The 15,696-nt window shown below is 73.2% G+C and carries 10 protein-coding genes; 7 read left to right on the top strand and 3 right to left on the bottom strand.

Features of this window, described 5'->3' with window-relative positions:
* Window positions 1-29 precede the first annotated feature (29 nt).
* Window positions 30-2,699, bottom strand: a complete 2,670-nt coding sequence (locus tag EG812_RS26400; RefSeq protein ID WP_126713160.1) for a helix-turn-helix transcriptional regulator — start codon at window positions 2,697-2,699, stop codon at window positions 30-32.
* A gap of 394 nt (window positions 2,700-3,093) precedes the next feature.
* On the opposite strand from EG812_RS26400, the gene EG812_RS26395 reads away from it, so the two are divergent.
* Window positions 3,094-3,813: an AfsR/SARP family transcriptional regulator gene (locus EG812_RS26395; RefSeq protein WP_050814588.1), complete on the top strand. Its 720-nt coding sequence runs from the start codon at window positions 3,094-3,096 to the stop codon at window positions 3,811-3,813.
* A 46-nt stretch (window positions 3,814-3,859) separates the two neighbouring features.
* Here EG812_RS26395 and EG812_RS26390 read toward each other — a convergent pair whose 3' ends face one another.
* Window positions 3,860-4,285 (bottom strand): allene oxide cyclase barrel-like domain-containing protein, encoded by a 426-nt coding sequence (locus tag EG812_RS26390; protein WP_013733060.1) that lies wholly within the window; start codon window positions 4,283-4,285, stop codon window positions 3,860-3,862.
* Complete coding sequence (locus tag EG812_RS26385) at window positions 4,278-6,056, bottom strand: RHS repeat-associated core domain-containing protein (RefSeq protein ID WP_126713159.1); 1,779 nt, start codon at window positions 6,054-6,056, stop codon at window positions 4,278-4,280. Before EG812_RS26385 ends, EG812_RS26390 begins: the two co-directional genes overlap by 8 nt.
* Window positions 6,057-6,220: 164 nt before the next feature.
* On the opposite strand from EG812_RS26385, the gene EG812_RS26380 reads away from it, so the two are divergent.
* From EG812_RS26380 to EG812_RS26355, 6 genes are all read left to right on the top strand, one after another.
* The gene (locus EG812_RS26380) at window positions 6,221-7,246 is read left to right on the top strand and encodes a 3-oxoacyl-ACP synthase III family protein (RefSeq protein ID WP_126713158.1); all 1,026 of its coding nucleotides are present in this window, start codon (window positions 6,221-6,223) and stop codon (window positions 7,244-7,246) included.
* Window positions 7,243-9,111, top strand: a complete 1,869-nt coding sequence (locus EG812_RS26375) for an HAD-IIIC family phosphatase (protein WP_013733057.1) — start codon at window positions 7,243-7,245, stop codon at window positions 9,109-9,111. Before EG812_RS26380 ends, EG812_RS26375 begins: the two co-directional genes overlap by 4 nt.
* Entirely contained in the window at window positions 9,108-9,344 is a 237-nt protein-coding gene (locus EG812_RS26370; RefSeq protein ID WP_013733056.1) for an acyl carrier protein, read from the top strand. The genes EG812_RS26375 and EG812_RS26370 overlap by 4 nt, the downstream gene beginning before the upstream one ends.
* Window positions 9,341-10,096 (top strand): 2-oxo acid dehydrogenase subunit E2, encoded by a 756-nt coding sequence (locus tag EG812_RS26365; protein WP_013733055.1) that lies wholly within the window; start codon window positions 9,341-9,343, stop codon window positions 10,094-10,096. The genes EG812_RS26370 and EG812_RS26365 overlap by 4 nt, the downstream gene beginning before the upstream one ends.
* Complete coding sequence (locus EG812_RS26360) at window positions 10,093-11,160, top strand: alpha/beta hydrolase (RefSeq protein ID WP_126713156.1); 1,068 nt, start codon at window positions 10,093-10,095, stop codon at window positions 11,158-11,160. The genes EG812_RS26365 and EG812_RS26360 overlap by 4 nt, the downstream gene beginning before the upstream one ends.
* On the top strand, window positions 11,157-15,696 hold a 4,540-nt coding region (locus EG812_RS26355; protein WP_148113824.1), incomplete at its 3' end, for a type I polyketide synthase. The genes EG812_RS26360 and EG812_RS26355, both read left to right, overlap by 4 nt.

The raw sequence follows: 15,696 nt of genomic DNA, 5'->3' as shown, positions 1-15,696 counted from the left end.
GCCGGACTCCACACCGGAGGCGGGGCTCTTCAGGCGATGCTCGCCATGAGCCGGGCCAGCTCGGCGCGGGTGGCGATGTTCAACTTGCGGTAGATGCGGGTGAGGTGGACGTCAACGGTGCGGGGGCTGATCGCCAGGCTGTCGGAGATGTCCTTGGTCTTGCGACCGGTGCCCGCCATCGACGCGATCTCCTGCTCGCGTCGCGTGAGGACGGACAGCATCGGGTGGGTCACCTCCGTCACCGACGGGCGGATGCGGTATTCGGCCAGGGCTCGGCCTGCGCCGCAGCGCCGGGCCACCTCCCGGGCGAGGGCCAGGTCAGCCCGGCCCGCGCCGGGTTGGCAACGGGCCGCTTCGGCCAGGGCGACGGCCTGGGAGAAGGCCAGACCGGCGGTGTGGAAGAGCGCGGCGGCCTCGCGGAAGAGCGCGGTCGCGCCGGCCAGGTCGTTGCGCGAGCGCAGCAGGTGGGCGCGGGCGGAGACGGCGTAGGGCCGTAGGTAGGGCACGCCCATCCGGTCCACGACCGCCGCGGCGCGGCTCGCCCACTCCGCCAGGGGAAGATCGGCCCGGCCGGAGGCGGCGGCCAGGAGTTCGTAGCTCCACGGACGCAGCACGTCGGGGATGTCGTCCAGGCCCGGACCACCACCGAAGTCCAGGATGACGGTCACGGCCCGACGGGGGTCGCCGCCGGCCAGGGCCGCCTGTGCCAACGCCAGCCCGGCCGTGGCGCTCCACGTCGAGCTGCCCGGTGGGAGGATCGCCGCTGCCTGCTCCGCCAGGTCGACCGGCTCCCGGTCGCCCTGCGGCAGCAGCCAGGCGAGACTGAGCGAACGCAGCGCCAGCGCCAGCCCGTGCAGTCGCCACGCACCCATCTGCTCCGCGATCCGCGCGGCCGCGGCGGCCGCCTCCTGCGCGGCGTCCAACTCGCCCAGCCTTCGGCAGCTGTTGCTCAGCGTGTTGTAGAGCAGCGGGAGCAGGTGGCGGCCCCCGCTGCGCCGGATCACCGTGACGCCGCGTGCGGCGTGACGGCGTGCGTCGCGGTATCGGCCGCTGTACGACTCGGCCGAGGCCAGCATGACCAGGCACTCGGGATCTGCGGCCAGGTCAGGGTCGGCCGCCGCGTCCGCGATGGCGGCGGCCGCCGACAGGTCCGCCGCGCTGGCGGCGCCGCCACCGGCGCCGAAGGCGCGGACGGACAGGACGCCCATCTCGCCGAGCCGGTCGCCGTGTACGCGTGCCACCCGCAGCGCGACGTCCGCCACGCCGGGAGTCAGCGCAACTCCCTCCAGGCTCGCCAGCACGCCCTGCACGACCGCGAGGCGTACCAGCACCGCAGGCGGATCCTCGGGGGCCTCGGCCAGCGCGGCGGCGATGAGGCTGCCGCCCTCGCGGGCCCGCCCCAGCAGGCACTCGGCCAGGGCGCCGGGCACCAGCGCGTGGGCTCGCGCCTCCCAGGACAGCGGCGGGTCGGACCGCAGGATCTGGTGCAGCAGAACGCTGCTGGCGGTGGGCTGCCCCGACGCGAGCAGCGCGCCGACCAGGGCGGAGGCAAGCTCGTTGCGGGCGTGGGCACCGGCCGGCGCGAGATCCAACGCCACCCCTAGCCAGTGCACGGCCTGCGCGGGAGTGCCCGCCATGGCCTCCTGTGCCGCGCCGGCCAGCACGGTCAGATCCTCGTCGGAGCCCTGCGGTGCCCGCTCGACGTGCGGAGCCACCACGCTGTGCGGGGCGCCACGTGACAACAGCAGGGTCCGCGCCCGGCGGTGCGCCGCCGCCCGCCAGCAGATGTCGATGTCGTCGTAGTAGAGCGTGTGCAGCACCGGATGTCGGAAGACGTACTCCCGCGGCCGGTCGGCCGGGCGCAGCAGGTCACGGCGGACCAGCACGCTGGTGGCCGCGCAGGCGCGCTCGCGCGGCAGACCGGCCACCTCGGCGACGCCGGCGACGTCCACTGAGCCACCCAGCACGGCGGCGGCTTCCAGGACGCGCGTCGCGTCCGGCCCGAGTGACGCCTTCTCGCCGAGCAGCGCCGTCGCGGCGGCACCGCGCGGAGCGGCCAGTGCCAGCAGGTACCGGGGATTGCCCTCGGCCCGCTCGTGCAGCCTGCGGACCTGTGGGTCCTTGATGCTGCAGCCGAGCAGCCGGGCGGACTCCGGCAGCGTCAGCGGACCCACCTCCACGCGCTCGACGACACCGACGTCGCGGCCGTCGGCCAGCACCGCGAGCAGCCCGGTGTGGGTCTGCGTCGGTCGCAGTGCGATGACGACCAGGAGCCCGACGTCCAGCGCCGTCTGGGTCAGCGCCCGCACCAGCCGTACCGAATCCTCGCTGGCCCAGTGGAAGTCGTCGACGGCGACCAGCAACCCGGCCGGATCGGCGGCCTGCCGCAACGCATCGGCCAGTTCGCCGGGACTCCCCGTGGCTCCGGTCACCGCGGCGGCGAGGGTCAGCGGGCTGTCCGGTGTCACCTCGGTGCACCGACCGGCGGCGATCGGGATGCCCGCCACGCGGGCGAGCCGGGTCAGCTCGGTCAGTGCCTGCGTCTTGCCGATCCCCGGTTCACCGACCAGTTCCACTACGCCACCGCGCCCGGAGCGGGCCCGGGCGAGCGCCTGCGACAGCCGATCTGCGGGTGTGGCCTGGGCCTGCGGTGTGTGACGCCCGGATGTGCCGATCCGATGCTCTGCCGTGTCGCGCACGAGCACACCACCCTTCGCCTGCCGACCCCGATCACGGCTGGTCCCAGTTTAACCACCAGCGTCGTGGTCACAACCGCGCATAATCAGCGAGCCCCATTGACTGAAAAAAATGCATCTCAATATCCGGACGTGCGGCCGAAGAAAATGCTGCGCGCCGTTTACATACCGCATATTGACTTGTTAACAGTTGCCCCGACCCGCCCGGTGGCAGGCCGCCACGATCCGGCGAAATACCATCCTGACCGGGCATTCAGCCCCCAATAAGGCCACCGATCGATGCGTACGTACTTTCTCTGATGCAGATCCCGACGACCGCGCACTAGCATCAGCCAAAACCGATAAATCGGGGGCAGCAATGCGCTACGAATTACTCGGACCACTACGACTGGTGGGCGTGGACACCCGTACACCGGTCAACGCGCCCAAACAGCAGGCGTTGTTGACCACGCTGCTGATTCGCTCCGACCAGGTCGTCGGCAGTGAGCACCTCGGCACCGAACTCTGGGGCGAGCGCCCTCCGCGGCGCGCGCAGGCCGCCCTGCACGTGCACGTGTCCCAGGTGCGCCGCCTGCTCCCGGCAGGTCGGCTCGCGACCGTCACAGGCGGCTACACGCTGCGGATCCGGGCCGGTGACGAGGTCGACGCCCACGAGTTCCGCGCGCTGTCCGAGCGGGGGCGGGCGCATCTGCGCGCGCGCCGGTACCGGGAGGCGGTGGCGTGCTTGGAACGGGCATTGACGCTGTGGCGGACCGGCCCGGTGCTGACGTTGGCCGGCGGGCGGACCGTCGCCGTCTTCGCCCGCTGGCTGGAGGAGACCCGGTTGGAGTGCCTGGAGATGCTCGTGGAGGCGCGACTCGCGCTGGGCGGGCACCAGGAGGTGGTCGACCTGCTGACCGCGGTGCTGGCCGACCATCCACTGCACGAGAACTTCCACCGGCAACTGATGGTCGCGCTGGTCCGCGCCGGACGATGGACCGACGCGTTGCGCGCCTACCAACACACGCACCGGCTGCTCCGCGAGGAACTCGGGTTGGAGCCGGACCGGTCGCTGCGCGAGTTGCACCACTGGATCCTGCGGGCCTACCGGCGGCGGGAGGTAGCCCAAGCCTGCTGAAGGCAGGCGGGGGGTGGGCGCCCACGGCGCCCACCCCCCGCCGCGGTCACTCGCCGAGCAGGATCCGCGCCTCGGCGGACTTGCGCACGCCCGTCATCCGCCACTGCCGGAAGCCGGTGAGGCCCAGGTAGCGGCCGCTCACCCCGGTCGCCGGGTAGAACACCCACTTACTCGTCCGCACGTCGTTGAAGTCCGCCCAGCCCTCCGCGTGGATCACCCCATCGGAGAGAGTGATGTCCTCCTGGTAGTAGGTGAGCAGTCCGCCGTCGGTCGGTCGCACGTACTCGATGCGGAAGTTGCCGCTGGACGTGCCGATCTGGGCACCGGCCTCGTCGTACAACTCGTCGTCGAATTTGCCCACCTGCCCCACCGCCGGAGCGGCCACGTCCACGTCGTCGACCACCTTCACCACGATCTCGGTGGGCACCTTGATGAGCAGGGCCTGCGGTCGCGTCTCCAGTCGCTCAGTCATTGTCGTCTCCTCGTCGGGTGATGAACGGAATGCCGGTGCCGAGAAACGTCGTCGGCGGGGGCGGGGTGCCGTGGAACGCCGCGACCGCCTCCCGCGGCGGCCGCGACAGCGTCGCCCAGAAATTGGTGCGGGCCGGGTTGCCCAAATTCACCGGGTCGTTGTCTGCGAAGGTGTACGGGGCGCGGGCCTGGTGCCGCGGATCCGGCTGGGTGAACCGCCCCCATGCCCCGTTGTAGATGCGGCACTCCAGGAAGTGGGCGCCCCGCAGCAACTGGTAGGCGCCCAGGTAGCGGAACGGGTTGACGGCCGCGACGCCGCTGGTCGCGGTGACCGCGCCGAACGCGCTGTAGGTGTAGGTGGCGGCCAGCGTCCCGTCCGTGGCCAGCAGCGCCAACACCGATCCCTGGTGGTCGGTGACCGCCTGGTAGCGGGTCCCGTCCGCCGTGCGCAACCCGATCAGCCGGCCGCTGGGCTCCCTGACGAACGCCGTGGGTACGTCGTCGGTGACCCGGACGATGCCCAGCGACGTGCGGTGCAGAACGTGGGTCACCGACCGCCCGTCCAGCGTGGTCTCGTGGATCCGGCGTGGCTCGCGATTGTCCAGACCGTCGTAGCGGATGTCGACCACCTGCCGGCCGTCGACCGACCCGGTACGGGTCTGGTTGGTCGGGCTGTAGGTGAAGCGCACCGTCGGATTCACCTCGTCGACGAAGTTGCCCGACCGGTCGTAGCCGAGGACCGTCTCACCGAAGCGCACGTGCTGCCCGGCGTCGTTGACGTCGAACGTGGTGCCACCGAGTCGGATCAGGTTGTTCGCCAGGTCGTAGCCGAACTCTTCGTCACCGGCGCGGACCACCCGGCCCAGGCCGTCGTAGGCGTACTCGGTGGTCACGCCGTCGACGGTGCGGGCGGCGAGCAGGGCACCACCGCCGTAGTCGTACGACACCGTGTGGACCGGGTCGCCCCGCCCGTCGGCCACCACGAGGCGCACCGGCCGGCCCAGCGCGTCGTACTCCGTGCGCTGGCTGCCCCCGCCCGCGAAGACCGTGGCCGTACGCCGCCCGGCGCCGTCGTACTCGAAGCTCGTCCGGCCACCGAACGGGTCGTCGAGCACCGCGAGCCGACCGGCGGCGTCGTAACCGTAGGTGGTGGTGCCGTTGAGGTCCAACTGGGCGGCCAGCGCACCGGAGGCGGTGTGGCGGTAGCCGACCTGTTCCACCTCGCGGCCCTCGCGCCGGACCGAGCCGATGCGCCGGCCGTCACGCCACTGGATCGACTCCGACCAGCCCGGGCCGGACCGGTGGGTCAGGTTGCCGGCGGAGTCGTGGGCGAAGTCCCCGAGCACCTGGCCGGTGTCGTCGTCACGGACCTCGACCAGTCGACCCGACGCGTCGTACGTGAAGCCGACGCGCTGGCCGTTACCGTGCGTGACCTGGACGACGTGGGAATCGTCGTCGTAGGCGAAGCGGATCTGGCCGAGCGGCTCGGGCGGGTCGATGGCGACCAGGCGTCCACGCCCGTCGTAGTGGTACCCCGTGGTCGCGCCCCGACCGTCGGTGGCCGAGGCGAGCGATCCGTCCGGGTGGTAGGTCCGGGTCTCGATGTCGCGGTCGAAGGCCCGGGAGTAGGCGCGCAGCAGCCGCCCGCCGTCGTCGTAGCTGTAGTCCACCCGGTTGCCGGCGGCGTCGGCCAGCGACAGGGGCAGGTCCGGGCGGTCCGGGTGGCGAGACACCAGGCTCCGCCCGTCCGCTCGTTCATGGGCAAGGGTCATGCGAGGACCTCTCGGTCGGGTGGTCTCGGGCAACTCGCCGCGGCGCGGACAGCAAAACGCATGGCGTCGACGGAGCGCCACAGTCGGGCCGCCCGCTTTTGGACCCGCTTTAGCGGTCGCGCCGACGATGACCGCCTCACGCCGACCCCCTCGGGAGGACTGCAATGACCAGGACCGTCTCGGTACTCTCGGCGGCCTCGGCGCTGCCCGGGCCGACGGTGGACAACGCGACGCTGGGCCGGCGGCTGGGCATGGACCGCCTGTGGGAGCAGTGGGTCGACGCCTTCATCGGCACCCGTACCCGCCACCTCGCGGTCGATCTGGACAGTGGCGAGATCCGGCACACGCTGGCCGACCTGGCCCACCAGGCCGGGAGCCGGGCTCTCGACGCCGCGGCTGTCACGCCCGAGGAGGTCGACCTGGTGGTGCTGGGCACCGCCACACCGGACCGCCTGATGCCGACGACAGCCACCGTGGTAGCCGACCGGTTGGGCATCGACGGGGTGCCCGCCTACCAGCTCCAGTCCGGCTGCTCGGGTGCCGTGCAGGCCCTGGCCGTCACCCGCAGCCTGCTGCTCGGCGGCACCGCACGCACCGCCCTCGTGCTCGGCGGGGACGTGGTGGCCCGGTTCTACGACCTGACCGCCGACCTGCGGAAGCTGCCGCCCGCGGAGTTCGTCAACTACGTCCTGTTCGGCGACGGCGTCGGGGCCGCGGTCCTGCGGGTCGGCGAGGTCGCGGGCGCGGCGGCGCTGCGCTCGGTCTTCACCCGGCTGGTCGGCCTCGGTCGGGAACCCGGCGCGACACTGGAGTGGTTCGGGCCGACCGAGGACCGCAACCGGCCCGCGGCGACCGAGGACTACAAGGCCATCGAGCGCCACGTGCCGGACCTGGCCGCCGAGGTCGTCGAGGAGCTGCTCGGCGAGTTGGGCTGGGCGCGCGACGACCTCGACTACGTGCTGCCGCCACAACTGTCCGGCCGGATGACCGCGCTGATCGTGGAACGCCTGAAGCTGCCGCAGGCCACCGAGGTGAGCTGTGTGGCGGAGACCGGCAACAACGGCAACGGAATCGTCTTCCTCCAGCTCGAACGGGCGCTCGCCCGACTTGCCGGGGGACAGCGGGCGCTGGGTGTGTCCATCGAGTCCAGCAAGTGGATCAAGTCGGGCTTCGCGTTGGAGGGCCTGTGACAGCGGGTGCCGCGGCCCCGTCCGCCACCGGGTCGGACGCGGCGGCTGAGCTGTCCGAGCTGTACCGCAGCGGCCGGCTGCCCACCGAGTTCCCCCGCCTGCGCGCGCTGCTCGCCGAGCTGCCCGACACCGAGCTGCACCGGGCGGGTCGGCTGCTCGAACGGGTAGGCCCCGACGCGGTACGGGCGGCGCACCCGGACGTGCCGGTCGTGCCGATCACCGTCAGCGGGTACGGCACGGTGGCCCCGCTGGTCCCGCTGCTCACCGTGGAGTTGGCCCGGCACGGCCTGCTGCTCGATCCCCGGCTCGGGGACTTCGGCGGCTACCTGGACGCGCTCGCCGCCCCGGACGACTCGTCGCTGCTGCTGACCCTGCTCGACGCCCAGGTCGTCTTCGACCAGGTGCCGACACCGTGGCGTCCCGAGGACGTGGCCCACACCTTCACCGCGAAGATCGACCTGATCGAGGGGCTGCTGGCCCGCTCGACCACCCCCGTGGTGCTCAACACGATCCCCCTGCCGAGGATCTTCCCCGCCCAACTGATCGACCACCGGTCCCGCGCCCTGCTCGGCGCCGTGTGGCGGGAGGCGAACGCCCGCCTGCTGCGGCTGTCGCAGGACCACCCGACCGTCGTGGTCGTGGACCTCGACCCCTGGGCGGCGACCGGGCTCGCGGTCCGCGACGCCCGGCTCAGCGTCTACGCCAAGGCGCACCTGACACCGCCGCTGCTGCACGCCTACGCCCGCGAGGTCGCCCACCTGGCCCGGGCCCGTGCCGGCGCGGCCCGCAAGGTGCTCGCCCTGGACCTGGACGAGACCGTCTGGGGAGGGGTCGTCGGCGAGGTCGGCCCGCTCGCCGTCGAGGTGGCCGACAGCCACCGGGGCGAGGCGTTCCGCGAGTTCCAGCGGGTCGTCCGCCAGCTCGGGTCGCAGGGTGTGCTGGTCGCCGCGGTGAGCAAGAACGACCCCGAGCCGGTACGCGAGGCGCTGCGCGCGCACCCAGGCATGACACTGCGGGAGGACGACTTCGTCCGGGTCGTGGCGAACTGGCGGCCCAAGCACGAGAACCTGCGCACCCTCGCCGAGGACCTCAACCTCGGGCTCGACAGCGTCGTCTTCGTCGACGACAGCCCGTTCGAGCAGGGCCTGGTCCGCCGCGAACTGCCCGAGGTGGCGGTGGTCGCCGTCGACGACGAGCCGGCCGATCACGTCGGACGGCTGCTCGCCGACGGCTGGTTCGACACCGTGACGCTGACGGCGGAGGACCGGCAACGACCCGGTCTGTACCGCGCGGAGGTGGAGCGCCGCGACTTCTTGCACTCCTTCGACTCGCTGCGCGACTACCTGGCGGAGCTCAAGGTACGGGTGGACCTGGCCGTCGCCGACGAGACCGACGTGCCCCGCGTCTCGCAGTTGACGCTGCGGACCAACCAGTTCAACCTGACCACCCGGCGACTGGCGCCCGCCGACGTGCTCGCTCTGCTGCGCCACCCCGCCGCAACCGTGCTCACGGTGCGCTGCGCCGACCGTTTCGGCGACATCGGGCTCGTCGGCGCGGTCGTCCTCCGCCACGACGACGACGTCCTGCACGTCGACAACTTCGTGCTGAGCTGCCGGGCCTTCTCCCGCGGGGTGGAGACGGCGACGCTGGCCGAGATCCTGCGCCACGCACGCGGCAGCAGCGCGTCCGCCGTCACCGCCGAGTACCTGCCCAGCCGTCGCAACGCCAAGGTGGCCGACTTCTACCCCCGCAACGGGTTCACGCGTCTCGACGCCACCCACTTCCGGCACGACCTGACCGACATGCCCCGACCGCCGGAACACGTCCAGTTGACCGGCTCCTGGCCCCCCGGAGGAACCCCGTGAGCACCCTGCGATCCGTCCACGACTTCGTCACCCTGGTCCGCGACGAGCTTGGGCTGCCCATCGAGGAGAGCGACCTCGACCGCCACCTCGACGACGTCGCCGGATGGGACTCCGTCCACCTGCTCGCGCTCTGCTCGGCGCTGGAGCGCGCCACCGGGCGGTCCATCTCGCTCCCGGCCGTCCTGACCGCCGACAGCCTGGGCGGGATCTACGCGACGGCGGTGGATCGGTGACCAGCGTCTCCCCCGTCGCCCGCGAGCGCCGGCACACCCTCTTCTTCCTGGAGGCCGTGCGGTCCTTCGCGCCCGTGCACCTGGACGCCGAGGTGGACATGAGCCGCGTCCTGGCCGAGCGGAACCGGGCGCGGGCGGACGGACGGCGGCAGTCGATCGTCAGCCACGTCGTCGTGGCGGCGGGCCGGGTGCTCGCCAAGCATCCCGAGGCCAACGCCGCGATCCAGGGCCGGCTGCGCGCCCGGGTGGCCCGGTACCCGTTCGTGCACGCCAAGGTCACCGTGGACGGTGTCCTCAACGGGGCCCGCGTCGTGCTGGCGACCGTGGTGCCGAATGTCCACGAGGCCGATGTGGACCAGGTGCAGGCCCACCTGAGCCGGATCCGCGCCGTCGACCCGGAACGCGCTCCCGAGTTCGCGGGCATCCGTCGGGTGCACGCCTCGGCCCTGCCGCTGGCGTACGCCCGGTTCCGGCGGGCCGTGCGCGACCTGCGCGTCCGCCCGCTGCTCACCGGCACCGTCGCGGTGACCTCCCTCGGGCACCGCGACGTCGACGGCTTCCACTCCGTCGGGGGCACCACGGTGACGATCGGCGTGGGACGTGTCGCCGACCGGCCGGTGGTCCGTGACGGCCAGATCACCGTCGCACCCGTGCTGCGCCTCAGCCTGACCTTCGACCACCGCGTCATCGACGGGGCGGAAGCGGCCGACGTGCTGACCGACCTCAAGCAGGAACTGGAGAACCCGGCATGAGCAACGACGTCGCAGAGCTGAAGCAGTACGTCCTCGCCCACGTCAGTGCCCAGAACGCCAGCGCGGACGGCGTGCTCGCCCGTATCGACGACGACGGCGACGGGCCCCGTTCCTGGACGACACAGTGGATCCGCGCCGGCGAGGAGCGGGAACAGGCGGGTGACCTGCTCGCCGCCACCACCTTCTACAACCTGGCCCGCTTCCCCTTCGTGGACTCACCGGGCCGGGCCGAGGCGCTGCGGCGCTGCGTGGCGGTGTTCGACCGGTGGCGTCGTACCGTGCCGGGGATCGAACGCCTGGAGCTGCGACTGCCCGGCGGTGTGGTCCGGGCCTGGGCCGCCGGGCTGTCCACGACCGAACGCCGTCCGGTGCTGCTGATGACCGGCGGCATCGTCAGCATCAAGGAGCAGTGGGCGCCGATCCTGCCGGAGCTGGCGCGCTACGGCTTCGCCGCCGTGGTCACCGAGCTACCGGGCGTCGGCGAGAACGAGCTGCGCTACGACCTGGACAGCGCCGCCCTGTTCGGCGTGCTGCTGGACGCCGTGGCCGAACGCGCGGACGCCTCCCGGGCGTACGCGTTGGCGCTGAGCTTCAGCGGGCACCTGGCGCTGCGCGCGGCGCCGTCCGAACCCCGACTGCGCGGAATCGTCACCGCCGGCGCACCGGTCGCGGCCTTCTTCACCGACAAGGAGTGGCAGGCGGCGGTGCCCCGCGTCACCGTGGACACCCTGGCCCGGCTGACGCAAACCACCCCGGCGACGGTCTTCGACCACGTCCGCAACTGGGCCCTGACCCCGCAGGACCTGGCCGGGGTACGGATCCCGGTGGCGTACGTGGCCAGCGGACGCGACGAGATCATCCCGCCCGCCGACCCGGCCCTGCTCCGCACGCACGTCCGCGACTTCCGGACGATCACCCACGACGACGTGCACGGCTCACCCGCGCACTTCCCGCACACCCGGCTCTGGACCCTCGCCCAGGTACTCGAGATGAGCGGCGCCGACCCACGGCACCGGGCGGCGGTCGACGGCGCGCTCGCCCAGGTCGAGGGAGGACGGGCGTGAGCGCCCCCGACGAGCCGGTCGCCGTCGTCGGTCTGGCCTGCCGGCTGCCCGGCGCCGCCGACCCGGAGGCGTTCTGGGCGCTGCTGCGCGACGGGCGGGAGGCGATCACCGACCCGCCCGCGTCCCGACGCGACCCGGACGGGCGCGCCCGCAGGGGCGGCTTCCTGGACGCGGTGGACCTGTTCGACGCCGAGTTCTTCGGCGTCCCGCCCCGCGAGGCGGCGGCCATGGACCCGCAGCAGCGGCTGGTGCTGGAGCTGAGCTGGGAGGCCCTGGAGGACGCCCGGATCCGCCCGGACGCGCTGGCCGGCAGCCGGACGGGGGTGTTCGTTGGCGCCATCTCCGACGACTACGCGACGCTGCTGCGCCGCCGTGGTCCCGACGCCATCGGCCCGCACTCGTTGACCGGCACGAACCGGGGGATCATCGCCAACCGCGTCTCGTACCACCTGGGGCTGCACGGCCCGAGCATCACCGTCGACTCGGCGCAGTCCTCCGCCCTCGTCGCCGTGCACGTGGCCGCCGAGAGCCTGCGCCGCGGCGAGTCGGAACTGGCCCTCGCCGGTGGGGTGAACCTGAACCTCGCGCCGGAGAGCACGCTGGGCGCCGAACGCTTCGGCGCGCTGTCCCCGGACGGCCGCTGCCACACCTTCGACGCGCGGGCCAACGGGTACGTGCGCGGCGAGGGCGGCGGGCTGGTGGTGCTCAAGCCGCTGGACCGGGCGCTCGCCGACGGCGACCGGGTGCACGCGGTCCTGCTCGGCAGCGCGGTCAACAACGACGGTGTCACCGACGGCCTGACCGTGCCCGGCAGCGACGGGCAGCGGGAGGTGATCCGGCTGGCCCACGAGCGGGCCGGCACCACGCCCGGCGAGGTCGACTACGTCGAGCTGCACGGCACCGGCACGGTCGTCGGCGACCCGGTCGAGGCCGCCGCGCTGGGCGCGGCACTGGGCCAGCTGCGCGACACGCCGCTGCTGGTGGGCTCCGCCAAGACCAACGTGGGGCACCTGGAGGGCGCGGCGGGCATCGTCGGGTTCGTCAAGGCCGTGCTCTGCGTACGGCACCGGACGCTGCCGCCGAGCCTGAACTTCGCCACCCCGAACCCACGCATCCCACTCAACGAGCTGAACCTGCGGGTGGTGACCGAGAGCCACACCGTGCCGCGGCCCCTGGTCGTCGGGGTCAGTTCCTTCGGCATGGGCGGCACGAACGCCCACGCCGTACTCACCGAGGCTCCGCTGCGGACGGCGCGGAAGCCGGCTCCCGCGGCGCGACCGCTGACGTGGGTGGTCTCCGGGCACACCCCGCAGGCCCTGCGGGCGCAGGCCGGGCAGCTCACGAGCCTGGCCGCCGACCCGGCCGACGTGGCGTTCTCGCTGGCCACGACCCGCGCGACGCTGCCCTACCGGGCGGCGGTGGTCGGCGAGACGGCGGCCGACCTGCGCGCCGGGATGGCGGCGGTGGCGGCCGGCACGCCCCACCCGGGCACGGTGACCGGCTCCCCGGCCGGCACGCTGGCGTTCGTCTTCACCGGGCAGGGCAGCCAGCGGGCCGGCATGGGGCGGGAGTTGGCCGCCCGGTTCCCGGTGTACGCCCAGGCGTTCGCCGAGGTCGCGGCGGCACTCGACCCGCACCTGGATCGCCCCCTCGACGAGGTGCTCGACGACGCCGACGCCCTCGACCGCACCGAGTTCGCCCAGCCCGCACTGTTCGCCGTGGAGGTGGCGCTGTTCCGGCTGCTCACCCATTGGGGTCTGCGACCGGACGCGGTGGCGGGCCACTCGGTCGGTGAGATCGCCGCCGCGCACGTGGCCGGCGTGCTGGACCTCCCCGACGCGGCCCGCCTGGTGGCGGCTCGGGGCCGGCTCATGCAGGCGTTGCCGACCGGCGGCGCCATGGTCGCCCTGTCGGCCAGCGAGGAGGAGGTACGACCGCTCCTGCGTCCCGGGGCCGACCTGGCGGCGGTGAACGCGGCGGAGTCGGTCGTGGTGGCCGGCGACGACGACCCCGTCTCCGCCATCGAGGAGACCGTGCGCGGCTGGGGGCGGCGGACCAGCCGGCTACGGGTCAGCCACGCCTTCCACTCGGCCCGGATGGACCCGATGCGCGGCTCCTTCGCGCAGGCACTGGCCGACATCGAGTTCGCGCAGCCGACGATCCCCGTGGTGTCCGCGCTGACGGACCCCGACGTGACCGACGCGGAGCACTGGGTACGCCACGTCCGGGACACCGTCCGGTTCGCCGACGCGGTCCGGGACCTGCGCGACCGGGGCGTCCGCACAGTCCTGGAGGTCGGACCGGACGCGGTGCTCACCGCACTGGCGCACGACGTGGCGGAGCTCGCCGCCGTCGCGGTGCTGCGCCGCGACCGCCCCGAGCCGGACACCGCCGTGACGGCGCTGGCCACCGCGTTCACCCGGGGCGCGGCGGTGGACTGGACCGCCCTGCTCGGTGCCCGCCAGGCGGTCGACCTGCCCCGGTACGCCTTCCAGCGCAGCCGCCACTGGCTAGACCAGGACAACCCAGCGATCGCGGCACCGGAGGTCACCCGCGCCCCCGACGGCACGCCCCGCCGCTCCGACGAGGAACTGCTCGACCTGGTGCGTACCGCCGTCGCGGTCGCCCACGGCCGCGTCGGCCCGGCAGCGATCGACCCGGATACCACGTTCCGCGATCTCGGCCTGGACTCGGTCACCAGCGTGGAGTTCCGCGACCGGCTCGCCGCGGCGACCGGCGTCCCCCTCTCCCCCGGCCTGGTCTACGACCATCCCACCCCCCGCGCCGTGGTGGCGCACCTGCGGACGCTGACCGGCGGCGGACCGACCGACCCGGAGCAGGAGAGCGGCTACCGCGACGAGCCGGTAGCCGTCATCGGCATGGCCTGCCGGTACCCCGGCGGGGTCGGCTCACCCGACGACCTGTGGCAGCTCGTGCGGGACGGGCGGGACGCCACCGGCCCGTTCCCCACCGACCGTGGCTGGGACCTCGACGCGCTCTACGACCCGGATCCCGGCACCCCGGGACGTACCTATGTGCGGCGGGGAGGATTCCTCGACGGCGCGGCCGAGTTCGACGCCGACTTCTTCGGCATCAGCCCGCGCGAGGCCAGCGCCATGGACCCGCAGCAGCGGCTGCTGCTGCACACCGCGTGGGAGGCGCTGGAACACGGCCGACTGAACCCGGAGTCGCTACGCGGCACCCGAACCGGGGTGTTCGTCGGCGTGGTGGACAACGACTACGGGCCGCGACTGCACGAGCCGGTCGAGGGCACGGAGGGTTACCTGCTCACCGGCACCACGGCGAGCGTCGCCTCCGGACGCGTCGCGTACGCTCTGGGGCTGACCGGCCCGGCGGTCACCGTCGACACCGCGTGCTCCTCGTCGCTGGTGGCGCTGCACCTGGCGGCGCAGGCGCTGCGGCAGGGAGAGTGCACCCTGGCGCTGGCCGGCGGGGCGACCGTACTCGCCACGCCGGGCATGTTCCTGGAGTTCAGCCGACAACGCGGCCTCGCACCGGACGGCCGCTGCAAGGCGTTCGCCGCCACGGCCGACGGCACCGCTTGGGCCGAGGGCGCCGGTCTCGTCGTGCTGGAACGCCTCTCCGACGCCCGTCGCAACGGCCACCCGGTCCTCGCCGTGCTGCGCGGCTCGGCGATCAACCAGGACGGCGCCTCCAACGGCCTGACCGCACCCAGCGGCCCCTCGCAGGAGCGGGTCATCCGCCGGGCGCTGGCCGTGGCCGGGTTGGCTCCCTCCGATGTGGACCTCATGGAGGCGCACGGCACGGGCACCGCCCTGGGCGACCCGATCGAGGCCCGGGCCATCCTGGCCACCTACGGGCAGCGGCGCGACACGCCGCTGCACCTCGGCTCGTTGAAGTCGAACATCGGCCACACCCAGGCCGCCGCCGGTATCGCCGGAGTCATCAAAGTCGTCCAGGCGATGCAACACGGCACCCTGCCGGCGACGCTGCACGTGGACGAACCCACCCCGCACGTCGACTGGGCCGAGGGTCAGGTCAGCCTGCTCACCGAAGCCACACCCTGGCCCGACATCGGCCGACCCCGCCGCGCCGCCGTCTCCTCCTTCGGCATCAGCGGCACCAACGCCCACGTCATCCTCGAACACGGCGATCCGCAGCCGGCACCGCCGCGGCGTACGTCGACGGGGCACGTGGCCTGGCTGGTCTCGGCCCGGGAGCCGGAGCTGGTGGCCGAGCAGGCCGGCCGGCTACACCGGTTCGTGCGGGACAACCCGGAGCTGGACCCGGCGGACGTCGCGCTGTCGTTGGCCACCACCCGCCCCCTGCTGGAGCATCGCGCGGCCGTGGTGGGCGCCGACCGGGACGAACTGCTGGCCGGACTGGCGGAGCTGGAGTCGGGTCGCCGGCGCGCCGAGGCGATCCGGCCGGGGAAGGTGGCGTTTCTGTTCGCCGGACAAGGCACCCAACGCCTCAACATGGGCCGCCAACTCTACGACACCAACCCCACCTTCGCCCACGCCCTCGACACCGTCACCAACGCCCTCAACCCCC

The organism is Verrucosispora sp. FIM060022, assembly GCF_003977705.1.
GTDB lineage: Bacteria > Actinomycetota > Actinomycetes > Mycobacteriales > Micromonosporaceae > Micromonospora > Micromonospora gifhornensis.
Note: the sequence above shows the minus strand (reverse complement) of the source record. Positions and strands in the feature narration are given on the sequence as shown.